Raw genomic sequence first — 25,120 nt, 5'->3', positions numbered from 1 at the left:
GTTACGTCTCCTCCTGCTTAAATTCCTGAATCAATCCCCATAAAGGATGATCTGCAAACAAATAACCTTTCAACCGGAAAACACTGCGCTCTTCATCAAACATTTCCGTATCAAGCACTGCTTCCTGCCTGATTTTAGCTACTGCATCTCCACGATCCGGTGTTACATCAATACTAAAATAGACTGAAATGTCCTTTAATGCTTCTTCCATTTCATGAAGCAGCTGCTGTTGATCATTTTTATCATAAGCGTTCATCCGCAAGGTGCGCCCTTCCGGAATAAATGTTTCCTCCTGCATTTGATCTACTTTGTTTAACACTGTAATTACCTGCAGATGCCCGGCAGAAAGTTGTGTCAAATGCGATTTCACCGTTTTTAAATGCTTGTCTACTTCTTCTCCGGAAGCATCAACGACATGAATTAATACATCTGCTTCGAGTACTTCTTCAAGTGTTGATCGAAACGAAGCAATAAGCGATGTTGGTAAATCTTGAATGAAGCCGACCGTATCGCTCATTAACGCTTGATAACCAGAAGGAAGTTCCACCCGGCGCGTTAACGGATCAAGGGTAGCAAACAGCTCGTCCTCGCTCACTGCATCTGCCTTTGTTAACGCGTTTAATATTGTGGATTTACCTGCATTCGTATAGCCGACGAGCGCAAACTGAGCACGCCGGCTCCGCTTTCGTTCTTCACGGTGAACTTCGCGCCGCTTTTTCACCTGCTCTAACTGTTTCTTCAAATCATCCATACGTTTTTGAATATGCCGCCGGTCGGTTTCAAGCTTCGTCTCACCTGGCCCGCGGGTACCAATACCCCCGCCGAGCCGGGAAAGCGACTCACCTTGACCCGTTAAGCGGGGCAGCATATAGTTTAACTGAGCCAGCTCGACCTGAATTTTACCTTCTTTCGTCTGCGCTCGATCTGCAAAAATATCGAGAATCAACTGGGTGCGGTCAATGACGGGAAAACCGGTCATATTTTGAATGTTGGCAGCCTGCCCTGAAGAAAGTTCATCATTAAAAATGAGCAGGTCCGCTTCTACAGTTTCAGCTTCAGAAGCAATCTCGCGCAGTTTGCCTTTTCCAATATAAGTGGACGGGTGCACCCGGTCACGTTCTTGATATTTGACTGCTGCAACGCTTCCTTTAGCTGATTCAGCAAGGGATTTTAATTCATTCATAGACGACTCAAAATCCGCCTTCTTTTCCGATTGTTTCTGGCGACAACCAACCAGGATTACCCGTTCTTCAGTCACAAGTCCCATCCTTTCTCGTATTTTTCTGCGGCAGTAACATCAGCTTCTGTCAATTGACGAAGCGCTTGAATATCACACGTTACTCCGCTGAAAACGAGGCGCTCTGCCTGCGCCCTTATCATTTGTTCGATCAAATTCCGTACATAGCGCGCATTACTAAATGCCCTGCCTTTATCCTGCTTTGCTCTTTCAATGAACTTATGCAGTTGATGGAAGGCTCCTGGTGTAAATTCATAATCCTGTGAAGCAGCCATCTCCCGGCTGATCTGCAGCAACTGTTCAACTGTAAAATCAGGAAACGTTAATTTCAGTGGAAAGCGTGAAGGAAGCCCTGTGTTCATCGTTAAAAAACGTTTCATTTCTTCAGGATAACCCGCTAAAATTAAAACAAACCGTGCTCTGGCATCTTCCATAGCCTTACCTATCGTAACGTACCGCCCCTTCCGGCACAAACTTCAACCTTAACTCGATATCATTTCTGTCTATGAAAACCGCCTGCTGCACAAGCAGCTTCACCAGCCCGACCTGTGCTTCACGATGAAATGACTGGGGCAGCTCAAGTTCTTCTGCTCTGGCACGCTCAGCCTGGGCTTCTTCCCACACTTTAAAATCTGCTGCTGTAATATGACCAGCCGCAAGAAGACGGACTAACCGGCTGCGCTCTGTACGTTGTACGCCTTTTTTCAACTCTTTCACCCGAGGGATTTCCTTTAGCTTGGCAGCCTCTTTGAAATAAGGTTCCATATACATACGTAACTGCTCAAACACGAGCTCATCAATTCGCTGTACAGGCTGATAAGGCTGACTGCAGCTTTGTATCTTTCGATTGCAGCATACGTAATAGCGGCGGCCCCCGCCTTTATTTTCCACACGCATTGCGGCCCCGCATGAACAGATCAACCGTCCGCTTAAAAGCGCCGGCTCATTGTCGGAGCGCTTTGAAAAGCGCCGTCTGTTATCGAGCTCCTTTTGTACAGCAGCATATAAAGCTTCAGAGATGAGTGGAGGGATCGAGAGCTGAAACTGCTCTTCTTTCGGGCGAAACCGGCGGCGCCCCTGCTGATAATCACATTTATAAGCAAAGTAGCGCCCAGTGTAAGATTCATTGCGAAGTATTCTCGCAATCGTCGTTCGATGCCAGTTGTCACCGCGCGGTGCGCTGATGCCTTCTTCATCAAGTACTTCCTTTAATTCGCCAGGTGTGCGGCCGGCAGCTGCTTCATGAAACAACCATTGAATCACTTTCGCTTCGTGCTCGTTAACTTCAAGCACGTCTTGGTCTGTATTAAATGTATAACCGTACAAGCGTGGATCCATGCTGAGTTTCCGGTATTTTTTCATTTTTTCGAGCCGGCCTCGGGCGGTACGTTCTTTAATTTTTTCCCGCTCATATTGGGCAAACATCCCACGGAGCTGATAATACAGCATCCCTTCGGGCGTTTCGCTCCAATCAAAGTTTATAAACACAAGCTCAATGCCAAGTCCCCGCCACTCATCGGTTAACAGCAGTTGATGTGTTAAGTTACGAGCAAGCCGGTCCGGATCATACATAATCAAGTAAACAGGCGGCCTTTCGCGCGCCTTAGATCGAAGCGATTCAAGCACAGGCCGCTCAAGTGATGCGCCAGTTGCTTGTTCTTCAAAGGTGTGAATATTTTCAGGTGCAATGCCGAGTGCCTTTGCTTTCGCTTCAGCCGCTTCGACTTGACCGGACAAACTGTAACCGCGGGCAGCCTGCTCCTCTGTAGATACCCGGGCGTAAACCCAGGCCTCCATCCGGCTCATGCTTTTTTACCCTCATCACCGTAAAAGCGGTAAAGCAGCTCCCGCAATTGCCAAAGCATCTCTTGTTCACTCCAAACGTTTTCGTGACGAATGTGGACGCGCTTTTGTTCTTGTTGTCTTTTCATGCCACCCACCTCCTGATTCACGATATGAATCAAGGAGCCTGTCTTACAACTTTACTTCTCTTCTGGTGTAAGCGGACGGCTGAACCGTTCAATAAACCTGTTTGGATATTCATCTGCAATTGCACTCACCTCATCAAGGCGTGCTTGATGCTCTTTAGATAAGCGCCAGCCGACAGCTCCGATGTTTTCTTCATACTGGGCCATCGTCCGGCAGCCGACGATCGGTGCTGTAATCTCTTCTTTTCCAAGCTGCCAGTTTAAAGCTACCTGGGCCGGGGTTTTATGAATTTCTTCAGCAATTGCTACCACTTCATCAAGAATACGAAAAGCATCTGGTGTGGCTTTATTATCCCACGTATACTCTCCGACTTTCGGTGCGGCTAAACGGCCGCGCTCCGGACGTTCATTTCGCTCGTACTTATCGGTTAACAAGCCGCCGCCAAGGGGCGCCCACGGTAGAAAACCAATACCTTCTTCGCGAATGAGAGACATCATCTCCCGGTCCATCTCCCGGTGGATTAAACTGTACTGCGGCTGAAGTGAAATGAATTTTGCATACTTTTCACGTTCACTTACAGATAAAGCTTTCATCAACTGCCAAGATAAAAAGTTCGAACAACCGATGTAACGCACTTTCCCTTGGGTGATTAAATCATCGAGTGTACGCATCACTTCTTCAATCGGTGTTAAGTGATCCCATACGTGCAGCTGGTACAAATCAAGGTAATCGGTTTTAAGACGTTTTAAGCTTTCATCAATGCTGTCCATTACGTGCTTGCGCGAATAGCCGACACCGTTCACCCCAGGCGAAGTACGCATCCGCACTTTTGAAGCGAGCACGATATCTTTACGACGTCCTTGAATCGCCTGCCCGACAATTTCCTCGGAGCGTCCACCGACATATGTATCTGCTGTATCTAAAAAGTTTCCGCCGTCATCAAAGAACTTATGCATCATCCGGATCGCTTCTGCTTCCTCTGTTGCGCGACCGAAAGTCATCGTTCCTAAACAAAGCTCCGAAACAGCGACCCCTGAACGACCTAATGTACGATACTCCATAACTTTCACTCCCTTTCTATACTGTTTGTATTTTAGCACGATTCAACCTTTCCGGCATTGATGAGGGCCTTTTGTTACGATGGTCTTCACTAACGTGTCGACCGCTTCCTTACCAAAATCTTTTTCCCCTCCGCGTGCCAAAGCATACGCTTCATCAATGAATAAAATACCGCCATCTGCCTGTTTGATAAGCTCTCTTGTTTTTTGTGCCGTTTGACCGATGTATTCACCAACAATATCCGCCCGCTCTGCCTCGATCACATGACCTTTCGATAACGCGCCCATATCGTAAAACAACTCACCCATCATGCGCGCAGCAGTTGTTTTGCCGGTGCCGGGCTGACCAGTAAAAATCATGTGCAACGTTTGATTTTCTTGAACAAGTCCTTCTGCCTGACGCTGCTTACGAATGTGCAGCCAGGCATAAACCTGCCTGAGCACCGTTTTCCATTCATTCAGCCCGATAAGCGACGCAGCTCTCTGTTCAAGTTTCTGCAAAACGTAGTGCTCTTTTAACACATGAGTTTCCGGCTGGTGCCGATCTTCTTCTTGATTGAATGTCACTTGAATTCTTGCCTGCGCAGGCTGCCGGGGGATTGCCATGTGAAACGCCTCCTCACCTATACAAATCTTGATGTAGTTTACGCAAAAGCCTAGGCTCTTGTGACACAACTTGCACACTGCATGATATACTAAACGAAACAAACGTTCTAATTACAAAAGAAGGAGGATGTTTTTTGAGCTACCCGCGTGACTTTGAATTGCCGCCGCCTGCCTTACAGTTTCTAGATCGTTTACATGATGATGGGAAAACAAACGCAACTTTACGAAGATACGCTTATGATTTAGCTGATTTTTATCATTATTTACGCGCTGCAGGATACGATTCAGCCGTTGAGATACCAAAGGCACTCACAGGAGAAGAAACAGAACATTTTTTTGAACATCTCCGCCACAGCCGCAACTACCAACTACGTACATTAAAACGGATCCATACTGTGCTAAATCAATATTTTTTATACTTACGTGAACAAAAAGAGATTGCGATCAACCCGGTGGCCTATACATCTTTAAATGAACCGGTTTGGAATGAGCTGACGCCGGAGCAGCTTGTGAGTGAAAAAGAGATGCAGCAACTGCTTGAAAGTGTTGAGGGGAAGAACGGGTTAAGTGAACGTCAGCAGCAAGTGCGGCCATTGTTAGCCCCACGTAACTTAATCATGTTAAAGTTGTTCCGCTACTACGGCCTGCAGATGCAGGAATTGTCGCAGCTCGGACGTGATCACATTAACCTTGGACAAGGCACACTCTCTGTCGGTACTGCGCATACAGAAACACGAGAAATTGTCCTTACAAAATCACACCAACGTGAACTCAATACGTATGTCAATGCTATCCCTGAGCCGGTGCGTCCAAAACCCGGCCGTGGCGATCCTTTGTGGGTCGCTTTTGATTTCCAGCGTCAAACATACCGTTGGAACTATGAAGCTGATGCGCCAAAGCAGTTAAGTGAAGTCGCGATTCAAAAGATGATTCGTGAAGAAATGAAACGCGCCGGGCTGCGCTCTGGTTTAACGGCACAGCATTTACGCCATACGTTTATTATCCGTGAGCTTGAAAAGGGAACATCACCAGAAATGCTTGAGACAAAACTTGGTTTGCAGTCAAGCCTCGCCCTTGAACGACACTTAAATTATGTCGGCGCCAAAAGCCAATAAATAACGCCTCAAGTTTTTCAACTTGAGGCGTTATTTATTGCTGTAGAAAACTTTCAAGAAAAGCGGAGGCTGACGTCGCTTTTCGGCGGACGCTTGCACCCGCAAGGGCACAAGTGCGACATCGGTTTGATCTACGCTAAAGCTTGATCTCACCGTGTCTTCTTAGCCCCCGTCACAGCCTCAACTTCTCAGCAGAAAGTCACTGCCTGCGGGATTTTCGGCACGCGCTGTTTTTGGTGGCGTCGCCGCCGATGCTCGTCAGCCTTGCGTCATTTGCTGGTCATGAATTGCAGAGAGCCTTTTGATCAAGCTACATGAATCAATTTCATCATGACACTTCATGAGCGATCAAGCGAACCATATCCAATGGAAATCCTTAATGATCCGTTAACGAACAAGTAACCGAAACAAAAGACGGCGACTCCCAGAGGATCAAGCGCAGGCTGAAGATCCACTTTTTCGAATGGAATTCAATCGAAAAAGTTAGCTGAAGCCAAGCCCTCGGGAAAGCGTCCGTCTGAGGTGAAGGTGAAGGTTATGTTCATGATCCGGTTTTGCCTCTTAATAGGGAAGTCCGCGGCGGTTGGATCCGTAAGTTGTGAGTTAATGTTAAGTTGTGTAGTTTGTCTACACGTTGAAATAACGCCTCAAGTTTTTCAACTTGAGGCGTTATTTCATTATTTATTTGTAGACGTTTCGCGGCTGCGGAGCTCAATCCGGCGCGTTTTTCCAGAGGTTGTTTTTGGCAGTTCTTGAATGTACTCAATCTTGCGCGGGTACTTGTACGGCGCGGTTAACGCTTTTGTATGCGTTTGTAAGTCTTTTGTGAGTGCTTCTTCATCTTCGTTTTCATAACCATCCTGCAGCACAACGAAAGCCTTTACAATATTGCCCCGCACTTCATCAGGCGCAGCAACAACAGCACATTCTTTCACCGCATCATGCTTTGTTAGCGCATCTTCTACTTCAAATGGTCCAATCGTATAGCCTGAGCTGATGATAATATCATCACTGCGGCCTTCAAACCAGAAATACCCATCCTCATCTTTTGAAGCAAGATCCCCGGTTAAATACCAGTCCCCTCGAAACGTTGCTTTCGTACGTTCAGGATCCCGGTAGTAATATTGGAATAAAGCAGGCGCTGTTTTATGAACGGCAATGTCACCAATCTCACCTGTTTGAACAGGCTCGCCGTCCTCATTAATAATTTCTACATCATTTCCCGGGGTCGGCCGCCCCATAGAGCCCGGTTTGATCGTCATATCCGTTAAAGTACCTACAAGGAGCGTATTCTCAGTTTGTCCGTAACCATCACGAACATCCACTTGAAACGCATCTTTAAAAGCCTCAATCACCGGTCGATTTAACGGCTCACCGGCTGAAACTGTACTGCGTAAAGCTGAAGGGTTGTAATTTTTAAGACCATCTACTTTTGCCATTAACCGGTACTCTGTCGGTGTGCAGCAAAGAACATTAATTTCTTCAGTTTCAAGCAGCTTTAAATACGTATGCGGCTCAAACTTTCCGTGATAAACAAAAGCGGTTGCCCCGAGCATCACTGTAGATAAAAACGGACTCCATAACCATTTCTGCCAGCCAGGCGCCGCGGTCGCCCAAACTTTATCTCCTTCACGTACATCAAGCCAGTTTTTTGCTGCGGTGCGAATGTGCGCATAACCCCAGCCATGTGTATGCACCACCCCTTTTGGTTGTCCGGTTGTACCTGATGTATAAGAAATAAAAGCAATATCGCTTTCAGCTGTGTCAGCACCTGCATAAACATTTGCGGCTGACGCTGCAAGTTCATCTAGAGCCAACCAACCTGCTTTAGATTCCCCAACAGTAAAATGTAGCGGAATCTCCACTTCTTTTGCAGCTTCTTCAACTTCTAATGCAGCTGTATGGTAAGCGACAACTGCTTTTGCTTCTGCATGTACGGCACGGTAGATTAAATCTTTCGCCCGAAGCATTTCCGAACATGGGATGGCAATAATCCCTGCTTTTAAGCAAGCTGCATACAAAGCGTAAGCTTCCGGCAGGCGTGGAATGATAATTAAAACACGGTCCCCTTTTTCAAGGCCGTGAGCTGTTAAAACATTCGCGTACTGATTCATACGATGAATGAGCTCCGGATACGTCCATACGTATTCATCTCCTGCTTCAGACTTCCAATGGACTGCTGCTTGGTTTGTATGATTTGCGTAAGCTTCAATTTCTTCAGTAATGTTATACTTCGCTGGCGCAAGCAATTCATTTGTTTCCACGGCACAACTCCCCTTTATTTAAAGTTCATTTCATTTGACGAATTATTTCGACAACAAAAACGAGAATAAAACCAGACAGCAGCACCTGCCTGGTTTTTATTTTTCAGCGTTTTACCTTCTACTCTGCAGGCGCATTTTGGTCCAGCTGAAGCGTGACGTTCCGCTGCGGTGCAAAAGTAGAAATTGCATGTTTGTAAATGAGCTGTTGTTTCCCGTCCGTGTCGAGCAAAACGGTGAAATTGTCAAAAGCTTTCACGTAGCCACGGAGCTGAAACCCATTAAGCAAGAACATTGTTACTGGGATGTTTTCTTTACGCAAGGTGTTTAAATACTGATCTTGAATGTTTACGGACTGTTTCATATGTTGCTGCCCCCTCTTCTTTCGTCACTGTAGTTAATTCGATGGTAGATTTCGTTTTTCCTGCACCGTACGTACAATTCTTTCATGAACTTCCGCTTTCGGCAAATCAGTAACATCAATCCATACCACTTCTTCTTTGTTTCGAAACCAAGTTAACTGACGTTTTGCAAACCGACGGGTATTTTTCTTCACAAGCTCTGCAGCTTCAGTTAACGTAAGTTCACCATCTAAATACATAACCAGCTCTTTATAACCAATTGCTTTCATTGCTGGTGCGTATCGATACCCTTCATCAAGCAGGCGGCGAACTTCCTCAACAAGCCCGGATTCAATCATTTGATCCACCCGCAGGTTAATTCGTTCATACAGCTTACTTCGCTCCATTGTTAAACCAATGACAATCGGGTTGTAATCAGGTTCAGGCTCGACGTCTTCGCCAAAAGCCGGAAGTTCTTCCGGCGCATTTTTTGCAACTTCAAGGGCACGAATAATGCGGTGCTCATTATTTGGATGGATATGTTTGGCAAGTTCAGGCGCTTCTAGCTTTAATTGTTCATACAATACCTCGATACCGTATGTTTCAGCTTGCTTTGTAAGTTCTTGACGGTACCCTTCATCTGCTTCTGTACCTCTAAAAGATAAGTTTTTCGTAATTCCTTTAATGTATAAACCTGTACCGCCTACAATGATTGGAAGCTTTTGTTTTGCATGTAAGTCGTGAATGAGAGTTTGTGCCCGGGTTTGAAACTCTGCCGCTGTAAAGCCGTCATCCGGGGTTTTAATATCAATTAAATGGTGACTGACACCCTTCATTTCGGCTGTTGTAATTTTTGCCGTTCCGATATTTAAGCCTTGATAAACTTGAAGTGCATCACCATTAATGACTTCTCCACCAAACGTTTTTGCTAAAACAACTCCTGCATCGGTTTTACCTACAGCCGTTGGACCGGCAACAATAACCACGTCCTTCACAACCTAGACCCCCTAACATCAATCCATCCATAACGAACAGCTCGGTTTGTATGAAGTACATTTGTAATCCCAAGTTGCTGAAAGCGAGGACTGTCCGCCCGATCTTTTAACACAACCCGGTGCTGGGCTGCCCGGCAGGCATGACGAAGCACCGTTTCATTAAGTGGCGAAAACTCAGCATACACTTTTAGCGGTTGAATTGAAGCTGACGTTTCATAACTTTGTTCAAACATCGGATCAAAATAAATAATATCAAATGCATTCTCCGGAAGCGACATGATATATGTTTCATAAGACTTTGCTTTAACACAAATTCGCCGCATCGCTTCATTAAACTCCTGATCTTTTGTTACTTCCTTCTGCAAGCCGCGGGCCACCACTTCCGCTACCCCGGCATTAATTTCTAAACTTGTTACTTGACCGGAGCGACCTGTGAGCATGCTGAACAGAATACTGTCTGCTCCAAGTCCGAGCGTGGCATCAAGAACACTCATCCCTTCTTCAGCTTGTGCAGCAAGCGTAAGTGGATCATGTTTTAATTCATGCCGGCGCAGCCAAGCCATCGATGGATGAAAAAAGAAAGGATCATCCGGTGCATGAGGGTGATACAACATATCTCTTGCATTTGATAACACAAGCACCTCTTCATCGCTTGTCAGAAGATCCGGTACGGACTGCTTATCGCGCGGCACATAACACCAGCCTCGCTGCCTCGCTGTCTGCTCTGCTTCAGGACCGAGGGCGTGCTTTGCTTTACGGGTTGTGGTTACAATCATAGCCTTCACCGCCTGCGAAAAAACGGGGATCAGGTAAAACCTGACCCCCGGCTTTCATTCATTTATTCTTTGTCAAATTCCGACTGTTTCATCATTACAAAAGCCATAAGGACGCTTATAAAGATGGCAAAAAAGGATATTCCTAAGACGGATACGAGTTCAAGTCCTGTCATGATTTCACGCTCCATTTGATTAAGGTTGATTTTCTGTCGATATTATATCATTTGCAAAAATACATGGTGGCGCTCATCATGTGACGATTTGTTAACAATTGCACGGGTTTGGGATAAGTTGAAAACCACCCCGGGCAGTTGGCTCAGCTTTCCTTTCGAAAACCCGTTTTGCAAGGTTAAGCGATATGAATTGCTCATTAATTCATGACCCGTTTAAACATTTTTTCCATATCATACGTTGAAAAATGAATAATGATCGGACGACCGTGCGGGCATGTATATGGGTCCTCACACGCTTGTAAATCTTGAATTAACGCGAGCATCTCATCTGTCCTTAAGTGACGGTTTGCTTTAATAGCTGCTTTACAGGCCATCATCATCGCTGCTTCATCTTTCAGCTCACCAACATGCACTTCCCGCCGGTTTTTCATGTGCTCAAGAATTTCCTGGATAACAGATTTTTCATCACCTTCTGGGAACCAGACAGGGGTTGCCCGCACCCGGTACGTATGTGTACCAAAGCGCTCCAAAAAGACACCGACTTCTTCAAGTGGGGCTTGTTTATCTTCAACTAATGCTGCTTCATCTGGGCTTAGCTCCAACGTTAACGGCATTAGGAGCTCTTGAACATGCGGGGTGACTTCTGCCGTTTTCTTTTTAAACCACTCATATTTCAGCCGTTCTTCTGCCGCGTGTTGATCAATCATAAATAATCCATCTTCATTCTGAGCTAAAATGTAAGTACCATGCAGCTGACCGATTGGCTCCATATGCGGCACGTCTGGTGCAGCTGTTTCACGATCCTCGGAACTTGGCTCCGTTGTTGCAGTAGTTGGTGTGGTTACTTTTTCTGCCTCACTTGTAAATCCATCTACACTTGATCCAGCTGACTCACCGGCTGGCCGGATTTCTGCTGGTGACTCGTAGACGTGACTTATTTGATGGTGCATGGCTTCTGACGTTTCTTCAAACACTTCTTCTGTCTTTGCTGCAGTTTGAGGGAACGACAAAGGAATCTGCTTTGCATTTGCTGCTTTTTCTTTTGCTGCTTGTGCACCGGTATCAGGAATTAACCGTTCTTTTTTTAAAGCAGCGCCTACCGCTTCTGTAATTGATTCGAGCAGTTCTTCCTCTTTACTCAGCCTTACATCAAGCTTTGCTGGATGAACATTCACATCAACAAGCACAGGATCCATTGTAATATGAAGAACAACGACAGGATATTTACCGATCGGAAGCAGCGTATGATAAGCCTTTTCAACAGCTCTCGCAAGCGGGATATGCTGCACGTAGCGGCCGTTAATCACAGCTGAAATATAATTTCTTGATGCCCGGTAAACTTCAGGGAGACCAACAAACCCATAAATGCTGTAATCTGCCGTATTCTTTTCAACCGTAACCATTTTTTTTGCTGTTTGCCGCCCGTAAATCGAGGCAATCACCGTCTGCAGATCGTTATAACCGTTCGTAAATAAGATGCGGCGCCCGTTATGCGTGAAAAGAAACGATATATTCGGATGGGCCAACGCCATACGGTTTACAACATCTGTCATCCGTCCGAGTTCAGTATTGATCGTTTTCATATGCTTTAGCCGTGCCGGTGTATTAAAAAACAGCTCGTGCACCGCGATTGTTGTACCTTGACGGGCTTGTGTTTTAGATTCGGCAATGAGATGGCCGCCCTGATAGGCGAAATGCATGCCAGGACCATCGCCGGTGCCTGTTTCGAGCTCCAACCGGGCAACTGAGGCAATACTCGGTAGTGCTTCACCGCGAAAGCCGAGGGTTTGTATCGAGAACAAATCATCTTCAGTCGCGATTTTACTCGTTGCATGCCGAAATACCGCCTGCTTCGCATCATTTTCATCCATGCCATGTCCGTTATCGGTAACTCGGATGAAAGATAAGCCTGCTTCTTCAGCTTCGATTTCAATTTGAGTGCTTCCTGCATCCACTGCATTTTCTACAAGCTCTTTCACAACTGAGGCCGGCCGCTCAACAACTTCCCCTGCAGCAATTTTGTTTGTTAATTGGTCATTTAAAAGTTGAATGTGTCCCACGCCGGTACCTCCTGTTTATTCATTTAAGCGTTTCTGCCACGCTTGAATTTTCTCAAGTGCCTCCATTGGCGTCATGTGCAGCACCTCTACTGATTTAACCGCTTCAAGCACCGCCTCATCCTGAGAATCCTTGGCAGTCGACGTTTTTTGCTGAGGTGTTTCAATCTCAGGAGGCGCCGGCTCAAATGTGAACAGCGGCAGCTGCTCTTCTTCTCGACTCACTTGCTGCGCTTCCTTCGTACCTTCTTGCTGTTCAAAAGATGCAAGCAGCGCTTCCGAGCGTTCAATGACAGCATCTGGGAGTTCAGCAAGCTGGGCCACATAAACTCCGTAACTTCGGTCGGCACTTCCATCTTGAATTTTGTGTAAAAAAACAACGCGCCCGTCTTCTTCAGTACAGGCGGCATGAACGTTTTGAATACCGGAAATGGTATCGCCGAGCGTTGTTAACTCATGATAGTGCGTCGAAAATAACGTTTTCGCCTGAATTTTTTCATGAATGTACTCAACAATTGCTTGTGCAAGCGCCATGCCATCATAAGTTGAGGTCCCGCGCCCGATTTCATCAAGCAGAATCAAGCTGTTTGTGGTCGCGTGTGTTAAAGCGTACTGCGCTTCTTTCATTTCCACCATAAACGTACTTTCACCTGAAGCTAAGTCGTCTGCAGCACCAATGCGCGTGAACACTTGATCAAACAAAGGAAGCTCAGCTTCATCAGCTGCTACGAAACAGCCCGTCTGCGCCATGACTGAAGCGAGCGCTGTCTGCCGCATATACGTGCTTTTACCAGCCATGTTCGGTCCAGTAATTAAAAGAGTACGGCGGGTAGGGTCAAGTTCGATGTCATTCGCAACGTAGCGGTGGCGGCTGACCACTTCTTCAACAACCGGGTGCCGGCTGTTTTTCAAATAAAGCCGGCCGTTTGTAGAAAACGACGGACGGGTGTAGCCTTTTTCTTCGCTCACTTTTGCAAACCCCTGCAACACATCAATCTCACTAACTGCAGCTGCTAACGCCTGCAGATCAGGGATGCAGAGAGCTACTTGTTCACGTAGTTCTAAAAATAAGCGGTACTCAAGGTCGTCAATCTGCTCCTGGGCTTCTAGAATGAGCTGCTCTTTCTCTTTTAACTCCGGTGTGACAAAGCGTTCTGCATTCGTCAACGTCTGCTTACGCTCATAGCGGCCTTCAGGAAGCGAAGGAATATTTGGTTTTGTTACTTCAATATAATAGCCAAAAACTTTATTAAACCCAACTTTTAAAGATTTGATGCCTGTTTCACTTCGTTCACTTTGTTCTAAATTAGAAATCCACGTTTTTCCGTTTCGGCTCGCTTCACGGTATTGGTCAAGCTTATCGTGATAACCGTCCTGAATCATACCGCCGTCTGTAATACTTACCGGTGGTTCATCAATTAAAGCTTCTGTAAGGCGGCGCTCTAATTGAGCCATCGCTTGAAATGCTGCTTCTAACCGGCTGCTGTAGCTTTCATCAAGTGAAGCTGTAATCCCTTGAATTTCCGGAATCTCGCGTAATGAGTTCCGCAGCTGAATAAGTTCACGGGCGTTTACATTTCCATAAGAAACTTTTCCGGCTAAACGCTCTAAATCATAAACATGGGTGAGTGCATCACGCAGATCATCTCGCTTAAACGACTGCTGCACAGCTTGTTCCACAAAGTTTAGACGCCGGTTAATTTCCGGCTCATCAAAGCCCGGCCGCTCCAGCCATCGTTTTAAAAGCCGGGCTCCCATCGCTGTTTTTGTTTCGTCGATTAAAGCAAGCAGTGAGCCTTTTTTCGTCTGATCAAGCATCGTCTGTACGAGTTCAAGATTTCGTTTTGAAGCAATATCAAGCTTCATGTAACGGGCTGGTTCTTCAATCACAGCTGGCTGCATATGTGTTAAACTACGCTTTTGTGTGCTGTATAAATAAGCAAGGAGTCGTGCTGCTACTGTTTGATACACAGTTTCATCGAGGTTATGGAAAAACGCTTCATTTTCACCACTAACTGCAGCAAGTTCCGGTTCTTCAGAAATCACTACACCGGCTTCGTGTGCAGCATTTTGCCAAAACGACGTCTCACCCTCTGCTGCAATGATTTCTTTCATGCCGGAAGCAGAAAGTTCACGGCGGAGCGCCCGCTCATTTTCAAGGGGCATAACCGCCGTCCGTCCTGTTGTTAAATCGGTGCGTGCAAACACAGACCGCTCACCTTCAAGCCGTTCAACAGCAGCAATGAAATGATTCTCTGCCGCCTGAACCGCTGATTCTTCCACGACAGTACCAGGGGTTACAACTTTTGTAACTTCGCGCTTCACAACCCCTTTGGCATCTTCTGGGTTTTCTACCTGTTCGCAAATGGCGATTTTATATCCTTTTGATGTCAGCTGGGTAATGTAAGTTGATGATGAATGATGAGGCACACCGCACATTGGGATGGCATCATCTCCTGAGCCACGCTTTGTCAATGTAATCTCTAGTTCTCGGGCAGCTTGTTCTGCATCATCAAAAAACAGCTCGTAAAAATCACCGAGCCGAAAAAAGAGAAACGCATCTTGATAGTGCGACTTAATATGTAAATACTGCTCCATCATCGGGGTTGTCTTTGCCACAATTCATTCCTCCACGTTCGTCGATCTATGCTACATTATAGCATACATTGAAATTCACAAAAAAAGCGGAAGCACTCACGATTACGCGAACGCTTCCGGCTTACTTTGCTGAACATTTTAGTCATCTTCCTCATGAGTTAAAAAGTGAGGCTCAATCTCCCGAAACTCATCATCAGCTACCTGTTCATCCCATTTAACGTCTTTGTACTGATCGTCTTCTTGTTCCGGATGCATTTGGACAGTGATTTTCGTTTCACCAACGAGCTCACAAGCAAACTCCCGCTCAACATCAACGTAAATGTCTTCTTCATTTTCACCAATGGATGCATCAAGAGCGTTTGGCTGCTTTAACGTACGCGCGAGTACATCTTGATCCGTTGAGATAATAGCTTCATCGCGCATCGTTAAGGGAACTTTTTCTTTGTAGTTAATGGTTTCGGAGTAAACATCGGTCTTTGTATTTTTATCGTAGGAATACCAGACGTTTACATCATAAGTTCCGATCACATCAATGCTGTCCCCTTGCTTTTCTGCATCATAATCATGGTTAATAATCCAGCAGCCTAAAATGCTCGTCGGCCGGTTGCCGGGCTTTAACGTATGCGTTGCTTTTGAATAATTCTTCCCTTTACCGCACACTGCTTTCGTAATGATTTCCCGGTATGAAGGTGAATTTTGCTGAGCCAAGCCGACCCCTCCTTAATTATTATGCTTGATCCGCACCAAAAACGCAGGGCTGATCTCTCTTCATCTGTATGCCGGTCCGGTGATTGTCATGAAATGTTTTTTGACGAGCATCAAAAGCTTTGATTTAAGTATAAGCATATTACGGTACGTGAAATTTTATGTGTAGAGGTGAAACCCGGCATTCATTGTGCCGGGGTTCGTTTCTTTACCGGGTGCGTAGCTCATGAAACGGATTCGGGCCGGTTTGACCTTTTAGCTGATCGCCGCCGGTAGATTCAATAATCTCATCAGTAATTGAGTTTGAGACAGTCGTTGAAACGAGCTGAAGCATATCGTTGACCGTACGTTGGGACTGCTGAAATTCTTGAACAATAGGAATAGCTTCAATTTCTTCATGCAGCTGCTCAAGCTCTGCTTCTGCTTTTCTTAGCGCTTCAGTTTTATTGTAATGCTTTAAGTTTACTGCCTGCTTCTGCTTATCTTTAATTTTTTTAATAAGTTCCTGTACTTTAATGTTTTGATTAATTTTTGCTTCTGCTTCTTTAAAAAACGCAACTTCTTCTGTTTCTGCCATCATTTTACCGAGGTTGCGCGCCTCTTCTACGATGTCTTTACGGGTATACTTTGCTTCACTCATGTTAATGTCACCTCTGGTTCTTCCACGTACGTGCCGTTGAGCGACCACGTTTTCGCTTCAGTAATTTTTACATAAATTAATTGTCCGATTTTTGACCTCGGTGCCCGAACATTGACAAGACGGTTCGTGCGTGTACGGCCGGCAAGAACGTCTGGATCTTTTTTACTTTCACCTTCAAGGAGGACTTCGACCGTCTCACCTTCATAAGCCTGATTTTTACGGGCGGAAATATCGTTAACGAGTTCATTTAACCGCCGCAGCCGGTCTTTTTTCACTTCATCAGGTACGTTATCTTGCATTTTCGCGGCAGGTGTACCTTCGCGCGGGGAATAAATATATGTGAATGCACTGTCATATTCCATCTCACGTACAAGGGACAGCATATCCTCAAACTGCTCTTCAGTTTCATTTGGGAAACCAACGATCAAGTCTGTTGTAAATGAAGCTTGAGGAATCGCTTCTTTAATCTTACGCGCAAGTTCGACGTAATGCTCGCGTGTATATTTACGAGCCATCAACTTCAAGATGTCATTGTTACCATGTTGAACCGGTAGATGAATGTGTTCAACAAGGTTGCCGCCTTTCGCAAGCACTTCAATTAAGTGATCGTCAAAGTCGCGCGGGTGGCTCGTTGTAAAGCGTACACGCGGAATATCAACTTTTCGAATCTCATCCATTAATTCGCCGAGGCCATAACCCTCACCTAAGTCTTTACCGTAGGCGTTTACGTTTTGACCGAGCAGCGTGATTTCTTTGTAGCCTTGTCTTGCTAAATCCCGCACTTCCGCAATAATATCTTCTTTATGCCGGCTCCGCTCTTTGCCCCGGGTATAAGGTACAATGCAGTACGTACAGAACTTGTCACAGCCGTACATAATGTTCACCCATGCCTGCGTGCGACCTTCACGTTTACGCGGCATATTTTCAACAACATCACCTTCTTTTGTCCAAACTTCAATGACCATTTCTTTGCCTTGAATGGCATCGGTCAACAAGTTCGGCAGACGGTGAATGTTGTGGGTACCGAAGACGAGGTCAACGTGCTGATGTTTTTCTAAAATTTTATTAACGACTGACTCTTCCTGCGACATACAACCACAAATGCCGACGATAAGCTCCGGTTTTTCTTTTTTTAACGGTTTTAAATTTCCAATTTCACCGAACACTTTGTTTTCAGCATTTTCACGGATCGCACACGTATTTAACAAGACAAGGTCTGCCTCATAAACGTCTGTTGTTGCAGTAAAGCCCATTTCTTCTAAAATACCGGACATATTCTCCGTATCGTGTACGTTCATTTGACACCCGTACGTGCGGATCATGTAGTGCTTCCCTGCCCCAATATTTTTCATCATTTCCGGGATTTTAAAATCGTAATGCACCTCTACTTCTTCTTTACCGCGGCGCTTACCCTTTTTGTGATCCGGTTGATCATTGATTAAAATATCGCGGCCGCCGATACGCATATACGTTTTACCCTCTGGGTTTTCTGTTACTTCAGCCTGGGAGAAGTCGAAGTATTTGCTGTAATCTTTATTTTGTTTCGACGCAGCATCGTTTGTGCTGTTATTGTTTGGCTCTGACTGTGCAGCTTCAAACGTTTTGCGTTGCTCTTCATTCATAATATACTCCTTTCCACGTAGCCGTACCTTTTCAAATTATAACGGCTTAGCCCGCTTTAAACAATGATAATGCCAAAGTTCAAATCTTTCTCAAAAAAATAAACCGCCCAATGAGCGGTCAGCGTGTAGACAAACTTTTAAGAAAAATGAAGGCTGACGTCGCTTTTCGGCGGACGCTTGCACCCGGAGGGCACAAGTACGACATCGGTTTGGTCTACGCTATCGCTTGACCTCACCGTGTCTTCTTAGCCTCTTGTACCTCCTCAACTTTCTCGGCAGACAACCGCTGCCTGCGGGATTTTCTCACTCGTTGTTCTGCGAAGGCGTCGCCGCCGATGCTCGTCAGCCTTGCGTGATTTGATCGTTATAAATTGTAAAGATCTTTTTAATCAAGCAATAGCCACATGAATCCGTTTCATCATGATGCTTCATGAATGAGCACACGAACCCTATACATCGGAAATACGAGATGATCTTTCAATTGACAAGTGACCGAAAAATGACGGCGACTCCCAGAGGATGAAGCGCAGGCTGAAGATCCACTTGTTCGATTGGCAATCAAATCGAACAAGTTAGCTGAAGCCAAGCCCTCGGGAAAGCGTCCGTCATTCGTTCCGGTCACGTTCATGGTTCGGTTTTTAAGTGCAGCCCGCGGCTCGGAGCAGTAAGCTGTGCATAAATTTTAGATTTTGTACTTTGTCGACAGTCTGACCGCCCAATGAGCGGTTTTTTTGGGCTACTTATTGAATTTTTAACGTGCGCAGCCGGTTAATAGCTGCTGCAAGTTCAAAACGACGCGGCCGCGCCATATCCCCGGGATGTTGGCGGCGAAAGCTTGATACCGCCTCGACACCATCACGGTCAAAAGCCGCTTCAATTTCATCTAAAGCTTCACTTAACGTTTTCTGTTTATCAAATACGGAAGCAGCCATGTAACGCATCGTTTGTGCAATTGCCCGCGTTTGGCTCGGGTCGGCAATCTGCTCAATAAATGCTAAGTCGATGTCGGTCGTTCCATATAAAACCCGGTGCTTGCCTTTTGCATCCACTTTTTCTTTCTTTCCTTTTCTTGCATCAAAACTTTCTGGCCTTACAGCTCGGGCCGAGACAGCACCAAAGCTGCTCCCGGCTTCTTTTGTTCGTTTTTCCCCAAATGAAGCCGCGATTTCTTTTGCTTTTTCTGTAACTTCACGCGGTTGATATTCATCCATCATCACGACACAATCAGCAACATCAAAGTAGTCACCAGCGCCGCCAACGACGAGAATCGTTGAAATGCCGAGGTCATCATACATATGTCGTACTTTATCAATAAATGGGGTGATTGGCTCTTTATCTTTATGCACGAGTGCCTGCATCCGTCCATCGCGAATCATAAAGTTGGTGGCACTCGTATCTTCATCTATGAAAAGGGTACCAGCACCTGCTTCAACCATCTCAACAATGTTTGCTGCCTGTGATGTACTCCCGCTTGCATTTTCCGTTTGAAAGCGTTCTGTCCCTTTATTGTTCGGTAAATTTGAAATGAATGGTGAAATATTTACATCTGTTACACTACGACCGTCTTCAGCGCGCACTTTCACCGCATCATCATTAGCGAAAACAAATTCTCGACCATCGCCTTCAATATGGTCATACACTCCCCGGGCTAACCCCTCAAGCAATGTACTTTTACCGTGATAGCCCCCGCCAACGATAACGTTAACTCCTTCGCGAAAAGCCATTCCGCTAATTGTCTTACCGTGCGGAAGCTCAAGTGTTATCTCCATTTCTTTTGGCGATTGAAAAGGTGTTAACCCATCTCCTTTAAGCGGCTGTTCACTTATGCCGCTTTCACGTGGCAGCACGGCACCATTCGCAACAAAAGCCGTATAATTGTAGCTGCGCAAATACGAACGAACCCAAGCTTGCTGGTCGCTTAACTTTAAGTGCGTTTCTAATGCTGCGCGATCATAAGCATACATCGCGGCTTGAATCACCGACGGTAATGTTTCTATTAAGCGCGATGCCGCCTGTTGTCCCAAAATTGTCCTTCCTTTCGCCGGAAGGTGCAGTGAAAGACGAATTTCTACGGTATCATCATTTATAGTCACAGCTGTTCTTTCTAAAATTTCCTGACCCGGACGGTCAATCATAATTCCTTGATCTGCTTTTTCTTTTTTCAAAGCACGGGCAACTTCGCGGGCAAAGAAGTCCGTACATGCCCGGTACCGGTGCGGCTCATGATAATCATCTTTCGTTAAGCCTGTTTCAGCCGTTGAAAGAGATGCACGAATACGTGAAGGACTTGCAAATGGATCAGCTTGTACATGATCAATATGAAGAGCAAACGATGAAAATTGATGTGTTCCTTTAATATCGTTGTAAGCTTTATATCCTTTTTGATCAATACGCTTTAATGTTTGCTGCAGCTCTTTCATCATCATACTCCTTTGTCTGCAAATTTATGAAACGCCTTTACACACAACAAAAGCTGGCGCAAGTGCATCGCATCGATGAAGCGGCACTAGCGCCAGCCGGCAGCCTACACTATAAGAGCCTGACTTATCTCGGCTCGACGATTAACTTAATTGCTGTCCGCTCTTCACCCTCGATTTCAATATCTGTAAATGCCGGAACACATACGAGATCAATGCCGCTTGGCGCGACGAAACCACGGGCGATGGCGACCGCTTTAATAGACTGGTTCAAGGCTCCGGCACCAATGGCTTGAATTTCCGCGGCACCGCGCTCTCGAATAACACCTGCTAAAGCACCTGCAACAGAGTTCGGCGTTGATTTGGCTGATACTTTTAATACTTCCATGCGTAGTACCTCCTTGTGTGAAATGAAAGTGCCCTCACCTACTATATTCACGATAAATGCCTGTATTCCCTGCAAGTACTGAAAATTTGTACATTTCTACAGCTTAAGGTTAATCCATCAACGGCTGCTCGTCATTAACTGCAATTCGCTTCATCTTTTGAACTGCTTTTTGACGCGGTGCTGCTTGAATAAAGACGCCATTGATCTGTTCCCGCCCTTCTTCGACTTCAAACTTCACAGGTAAATTTGTTAAAAACTTCTTCATCACAGCGTCGCGGCTCATTCCGAGGATCCCATCGTAAGGGCCGGTCATACCAACGTCTGAAATATAACCGGTGCCTTGCGGTAAAATGCGCTCGTCTGCTGTTTGAACATGCGTATGCGTCCCGCAAACAGCAGTAACTCGCCCATCAAGGTACCAGCCAAGCGCCTGTTTCTCACTTGTCGTTTCTGCATGAAAATCAACAAAGATTTGCGCTGTATCCTCCGGCAGTTGTTTTAAAATCTCATCTGCTTTACGAAAAGGGCAGTCTTGATCTGCCATAAAGGTTCGGCCGATCAAATTAATCACGGCTACTTTTTGTCCGTTCACATTAAGCACTTTATAACCTTTACCAGGTGTTGCAGGCGGAAAGTTCGCCGGAACGACAAGCGAATTTGCATCATTGATATATTCAAAAATTTCACGCTTATCCCATGTGTGATTCCCCATTGTAATCACATCAGCGCCAATTTCAAGCAACTGCTTATATATTTTTTCAGTTAAACCTTTACCGTGCGCAGCGTTTTCACCATTTACAACCGTAACATCCGGCTTATAAGATTTTTTCAAGCGCGGTAAGTATTCTGCAAGCATGTTTCGGCCGGGGGATCCGACAATATCGCCAATAAATAAAATTTTCATTTTATATCTCCTTTTCAAACTCAAAATAAAATAAGCGGCACAAAGTGCCGCTTATTTCGCATAATCCACGGCCCGCGTTTCGCGAATGACCGTTACCCTGATGTGGCCTGGATAATCCAATTCGTTTTCAATTCGTTTTGTAATCTGCTGGGCGAGGCGATGAGCAATGGCATCATCTACCATATCTGGTTTTACCATGATGCGCACTTCGCGGCCAGCTTGAATCGCATACGTTTTTTCAACACCATCGAATGATTCTGCAATCTCCTCCAGCTTTTCAAGCCGGCGAATGTAAGTTTCAATTGTTTCACGGCGTGCTCCCGGGCGCGCCGCTGATAGAGCGTCGGCTGCAGCAACGAGTGTTGCAATGATCGAAGTTGGGGCAGCATCGCCGTGGTGCGAAGCTACGCTGTTAATCACAACTTCGTGTTCTTTATGCTTGCGCGTCAATTCCACGCCAATCTCAACGTGGCTGCCTTCAACTTCATGATCAATCGCTTTACCAATGTCATGAAGCAGGCCTGCACGACGTGCGAGCTGCTGATCCTCGCCAAGTTCTGCAGCCATCAATCCGGCCAGGTGCGCCACTTCCATAGAATGCTTCAACACATTCTGACCATAGCTTGTCCGGAAGTTTAAGCGGCCGAGCGTTTTAATAATGTCCGGATGCAGACCGTGTACACCCATTTCAAAGGTTGTCTGCTCCCCGTATTCACGGATCATTTCATCGACTTCGCGGCGGGCTTTATCCACCGTTTCTTCAATACGTGCCGGATGAATACGGCCGTCCTGCACAAGACGTTCGAGCGCAGTGCGAGCGACTTCACGACGGATCGGATCAAATCCGGATAGGATCACCGCTTCCGGTGTATCATCAATAATTAAGTCGATCCCTGTCAATGTCTCAAGCGCTCGAATGTTGCGGCCTTCACGTCCAATAATCCGGCCTTTCATTTCATCGTTTGGCAGGTTTACAACAGAAACCGTCGTTTCAGCAACATGGTCGGCTGCACAACGCTGAATTGCAAGTGAAAGCACTTCCTTCGCTTTCTTGTCAGCTGCCTGCTTTGCTTCTTCAGTACGTTCTTTAATTAATTGTGCCGTTTCATGTTCGATTTCCTGCTCGGTCTGCTGTAAAATCTGCGTCCGGGCTTCTTCACGCGTTAAACTGGATACGCGTTCTAACTCAAGCTGTTGCTTTTGTACGAGTTCTTCCACTTTGTCATTCATTTCTTCAATCTGGCGCTGCTTTTCAACAAGTGAAGCTTCTCTTGTTTCCAAAGATCCTTCTTTCTTATCAAGCGTTTCACTTTTACGGTCGAGCGTCTCTTCTTTATGCTGCAGGCGCTGTTCCTGCTTCTGCACTTCGTTTCGGCGCTCACGTATATCTTGTTCAGCTTCCGTACGAATGTTGTACGCTTCATCTTTGGCTTCAAGCAAGGCTTCCTTGCGGCTTGCCTCTGCGTTTCGTTCCGCTTCTTCGCGAATTTGTTTGGCCGCTTCCTCCGCACTAGAGATCTTTGCTTCCGCCAATGATCTGCGAACGATATAGCCGATCAATCCGCTGATAGCAGCAACGAGAATAAACAAAATGGAAGTGATTAGTCCGTCCATGTCCTTTTCACCTCCTGCTGCTTCTGGCGCTTGTTCGGTTCGTTTGCTGGATTGTGTACTTTGTTTCGCTCTGTCTGTTCATTCAACGGAGAAAGCAGGTAAAGTCTTTTAGACCTTCCTAATACCAATGGTGTTGGCTGTTTTCATACATACACAGGCCATTTTCATAACACAAACGCGTTGCATAAATAAGAAAAGATACGATTGCATCTTTCGTAATAATTGTATCCTTCCGCTATACGACTGTCAAGAATGCTCCGGGCGCACAGCCTCGGTTGTTCCGTCTTTAATTTCAAAGATATATGCATTGTCTGCCGACTCTGCTAAATGCCGATGATGAGTTACCATAACAATCTGCCGGTTAAACATGCCAGCTACAGAATGGAGAAATTCATATAATAAATGATGATATTCTTCTGAAACATGCTTGCCCGGTTCATCAAGTACGATCGCTTCCCCTTTACCTGTAGGTAGCGTTTCAAGCATTGCCATGCGAAGTGCTAACGCAACAATATCGACAACACCGCCGCCTCTGGCTTCTGCAGGCTTTGTTTTAATCATTGTCCCATTCATCTCTGAAACAACATAAAACTCCGCTTGTGCCCGGCCGCCGGAGGATTCGAGCTCAATTTGAAAAGAAAACATAGGCCCGAATACGTACTGCAGCGCATTCGTTACAAGCGTCTCCATTTGTTGTTTCGCTTGATCACGAGCATGTTTTGCTGTTTCATGCAGCAAACCGCCTACATGATCGTACAGTTCCTGGTCTTGTTCAAGCACTGTTAAACGTTCGCGGTAATAAGTCTGTTCTTCTTTCAGTTTTTCTTTTTGCGCATTAAGGGCAATCCATTCTTCTTCCTTTTCCTTCAAGGCTGTCGCAGTGGATTGAAACAATGCTTCACGACTCATGCTTCAGGAGCTCCTCTGGAATTAAAGTTTTCACTTCTTGCAGGCCTTCTTCAATCTCCCGGTCCAGCCGGGCGATTTCTTGTTCTAGCTCTTCAGGTTTCACGCCGAGCTCTTCAAGTTCACTAAGAAGCTCTTTTTCCTGCGTCTCTAAGTTCTCTAGACGGATCTCTGCACGCTGCCGCTGTTCACGAGCACCTTCAATCGCTTGTTTTAATTGTTTAATTTCCTGCTCTTTCTGTTCTGACATTATTCCACTCCTTTCGTTTCATGCTCATGTTTGGGCGTTAACGCCTGTCCGCATAATGGACACGTACCAAGTTGCTTCAGCAAGCTTTCATATGCCTCTTGCTGCCGGTCCACTTCCGCTTGAAGCTCATGAATATAGCTGCGCCCGCGCTTCTTACGACTTTTCACTTCTTCTAAAGCTTCGTGTTTTTGCTGCAGCTTACGTCGTGAAATCAACCTGGATTCTGCTTCTTCAAGCTGTTTTTCCGCATTGGCGGTCTGCTTTAATTTCGTGTAATGTTGATGGACGTCATTTCGTTCTTTCGTAACACTCGTCAGCTTTGTACGTAAGCTTTCAAACTTCATTTTTTTCGTCAGTGTCTGCTCTGCCTGCTCTACACGTGCCGCTTGCGCTTCGATTTGCTGCGCATTTCGCAGACGCTCTTGTTCTTCGTTAAACTTTAAAATCATATTAGAATATGTTTGTTTCAACTCAAAAAAATGCCGGCGCTGGGTAACATTACGTTCAATCGCCGCTGCTTTTTCTTCT

21 protein-coding genes and 1 pseudogene are annotated in these 25,120 nt (G+C 45.8%); 1 reads left to right on the top strand and 21 read right to left on the bottom strand.

Features of this window, described 5'->3' with window-relative positions; genetic code table 11:
• Position 1: 1 nt before the first annotated feature.
• The 6 genes and pseudogenes from hflX to B0H94_RS00935 form a co-directional block, all read right to left on the bottom strand.
• Positions 2–1,258, bottom strand: a complete 1,257-nt coding sequence (gene hflX / locus B0H94_RS00955; RefSeq protein WP_427909919.1) for a GTPase HflX — start codon at positions 1,256–1,258, stop codon at positions 2–4.
• The gene (locus B0H94_RS00950) at positions 1,255–1,671 is read right to left on the bottom strand and encodes a P-loop NTPase family protein (protein WP_106587356.1); all 417 of its coding nucleotides are present in this window, start codon (positions 1,669–1,671) and stop codon (positions 1,255–1,257) included. Before B0H94_RS00950 ends, hflX begins: the two co-directional genes overlap by 4 nt.
• A 4-nt stretch (positions 1,672–1,675) precedes the next feature.
• A complete protein-coding gene (locus tag B0H94_RS00945; protein WP_106587355.1) occupies positions 1,676–3,043 on the bottom strand; it encodes a recombinase family protein in 1,368 nt (455 codons plus the stop codon).
• Positions 3,040–3,168, bottom strand: coding sequence for a hypothetical protein (locus B0H94_RS15395; protein WP_282432524.1), 129 nt, complete (start codon positions 3,166–3,168; stop codon positions 3,040–3,042). Before B0H94_RS15395 ends, B0H94_RS00945 begins: the two co-directional genes overlap by 4 nt.
• Before the next feature lie 51 nt (positions 3,169–3,219).
• Positions 3,220–4,227, bottom strand: a complete 1,008-nt coding sequence (locus tag B0H94_RS00940) for an aldo/keto reductase (RefSeq protein WP_106587354.1) — start codon at positions 4,225–4,227, stop codon at positions 3,220–3,222.
• Between the two features lie 69 nt (positions 4,228–4,296).
• A pseudogene (locus tag B0H94_RS00935) lies at positions 4,297–4,830 on the bottom strand (AAA family ATPase); the annotation flags it as partial.
• A gap of 134 nt (positions 4,831–4,964) precedes the next feature.
• Here B0H94_RS00935 and B0H94_RS00930 point away from each other — a divergent pair.
• Positions 4,965–5,945 (top strand): tyrosine-type recombinase/integrase, encoded by a 981-nt coding sequence (locus B0H94_RS00930; RefSeq protein WP_106587352.1) that lies wholly within the window; start codon positions 4,965–4,967, stop codon positions 5,943–5,945.
• Positions 5,946–6,622: 677 nt separating this feature from the next.
• On the opposite strand, the gene mbcS is transcribed toward B0H94_RS00930, so the two are convergent.
• The 15 genes from mbcS to B0H94_RS00855 all read right to left on the bottom strand — a co-directional run bounded on the left by mbcS (position 6,623) and on the right by B0H94_RS00855 (position 24,592).
• The gene (gene mbcS, locus B0H94_RS00925) at positions 6,623–8,209 is read right to left on the bottom strand and encodes an acyl-CoA synthetase MbcS (protein ID WP_106587351.1); all 1,587 of its coding nucleotides are present in this window, start codon (positions 8,207–8,209) and stop codon (positions 6,623–6,625) included.
• 118 nt (positions 8,210–8,327) lie between these two features.
• Positions 8,328–8,570 (bottom strand): RNA chaperone Hfq, encoded by a 243-nt coding sequence (gene hfq / locus B0H94_RS00920; protein ID WP_106587350.1) that lies wholly within the window; start codon positions 8,568–8,570, stop codon positions 8,328–8,330.
• Between the two features lie 33 nt (positions 8,571–8,603).
• Entirely contained in the window at positions 8,604–9,542 is a 939-nt protein-coding gene (gene miaA, locus B0H94_RS00915; protein WP_106587349.1) for a tRNA (adenosine(37)-N6)-dimethylallyltransferase MiaA, read from the bottom strand.
• On the bottom strand, positions 9,539–10,318 hold the full coding sequence (locus B0H94_RS00910) for a class I SAM-dependent methyltransferase (protein WP_106587348.1): 780 nt from the start codon (positions 10,316–10,318) through the stop codon (positions 9,539–9,541). Before B0H94_RS00910 ends, miaA begins: the two co-directional genes overlap by 4 nt.
• A 370-nt stretch (positions 10,319–10,688) precedes the next feature.
• Positions 10,689–12,551, bottom strand: coding sequence for a DNA mismatch repair endonuclease MutL (gene mutL, locus B0H94_RS00905; RefSeq protein WP_106587347.1), 1,863 nt, complete (start codon positions 12,549–12,551; stop codon positions 10,689–10,691).
• A 15-nt stretch (positions 12,552–12,566) separates the two neighbouring features.
• Positions 12,567–15,167 (bottom strand): DNA mismatch repair protein MutS, encoded by a 2,601-nt coding sequence (gene mutS, locus B0H94_RS00900; protein WP_106587346.1) that lies wholly within the window; start codon positions 15,165–15,167, stop codon positions 12,567–12,569.
• Positions 15,168–15,284: 117 nt separating this feature from the next.
• Entirely contained in the window at positions 15,285–15,854 is a 570-nt protein-coding gene (cotE, locus tag B0H94_RS00895) for an outer spore coat protein CotE (RefSeq protein ID WP_106587345.1), read from the bottom strand.
• 205 nt (positions 15,855–16,059) lie between these two features.
• The gene (locus tag B0H94_RS00890; RefSeq protein WP_106587344.1) at positions 16,060–16,491 is read right to left on the bottom strand and encodes a YlbF/YmcA family competence regulator; all 432 of its coding nucleotides are present in this window, start codon (positions 16,489–16,491) and stop codon (positions 16,060–16,062) included.
• A complete protein-coding gene (gene miaB, locus B0H94_RS00885) occupies positions 16,488–18,113 on the bottom strand; it encodes a tRNA (N6-isopentenyl adenosine(37)-C2)-methylthiotransferase MiaB (RefSeq protein ID WP_106587343.1) in 1,626 nt (541 codons plus the stop codon). Before miaB ends, B0H94_RS00890 begins: the two co-directional genes overlap by 4 nt.
• A gap of 740 nt (positions 18,114–18,853) precedes the next feature.
• Entirely contained in the window at positions 18,854–20,533 is a 1,680-nt protein-coding gene (locus tag B0H94_RS00880) for an ABC-ATPase domain-containing protein (RefSeq protein ID WP_106587342.1), read from the bottom strand.
• Between the two features lie 124 nt (positions 20,534–20,657).
• Complete coding sequence (locus B0H94_RS00875) at positions 20,658–20,918, bottom strand: stage V sporulation protein S (RefSeq protein ID WP_106587341.1); 261 nt, start codon at positions 20,916–20,918, stop codon at positions 20,658–20,660.
• A gap of 109 nt (positions 20,919–21,027) precedes the next feature.
• On the bottom strand, positions 21,028–21,822 hold the full coding sequence (locus B0H94_RS00870; protein WP_106587340.1) for a TIGR00282 family metallophosphoesterase: 795 nt from the start codon (positions 21,820–21,822) through the stop codon (positions 21,028–21,030).
• A 51-nt stretch (positions 21,823–21,873) separates the two neighbouring features.
• A complete protein-coding gene (gene rny, locus B0H94_RS00865; protein WP_106587339.1) occupies positions 21,874–23,436 on the bottom strand; it encodes a ribonuclease Y in 1,563 nt (520 codons plus the stop codon).
• Positions 23,437–23,682: 246 nt separating this feature from the next.
• A complete protein-coding gene (locus tag B0H94_RS00860; RefSeq protein WP_106587338.1) occupies positions 23,683–24,345 on the bottom strand; it encodes a P-loop NTPase family protein in 663 nt (220 codons plus the stop codon).
• Entirely contained in the window at positions 24,335–24,592 is a 258-nt protein-coding gene (locus B0H94_RS00855) for a hypothetical protein (protein ID WP_106587337.1), read from the bottom strand. The genes B0H94_RS00860 and B0H94_RS00855 overlap by 11 nt, the downstream gene beginning before the upstream one ends.
• Positions 24,593–25,120 lie beyond the last annotated feature (528 nt).

This window comes from Salsuginibacillus halophilus (assembly GCF_003014715.1).
GTDB classification, from domain to species: domain Bacteria; phylum Bacillota; class Bacilli; order Bacillales; family Marinococcaceae; genus Salsuginibacillus; species Salsuginibacillus halophilus.
This window is presented reverse-complemented; position numbering and strand designations above follow the sequence as displayed.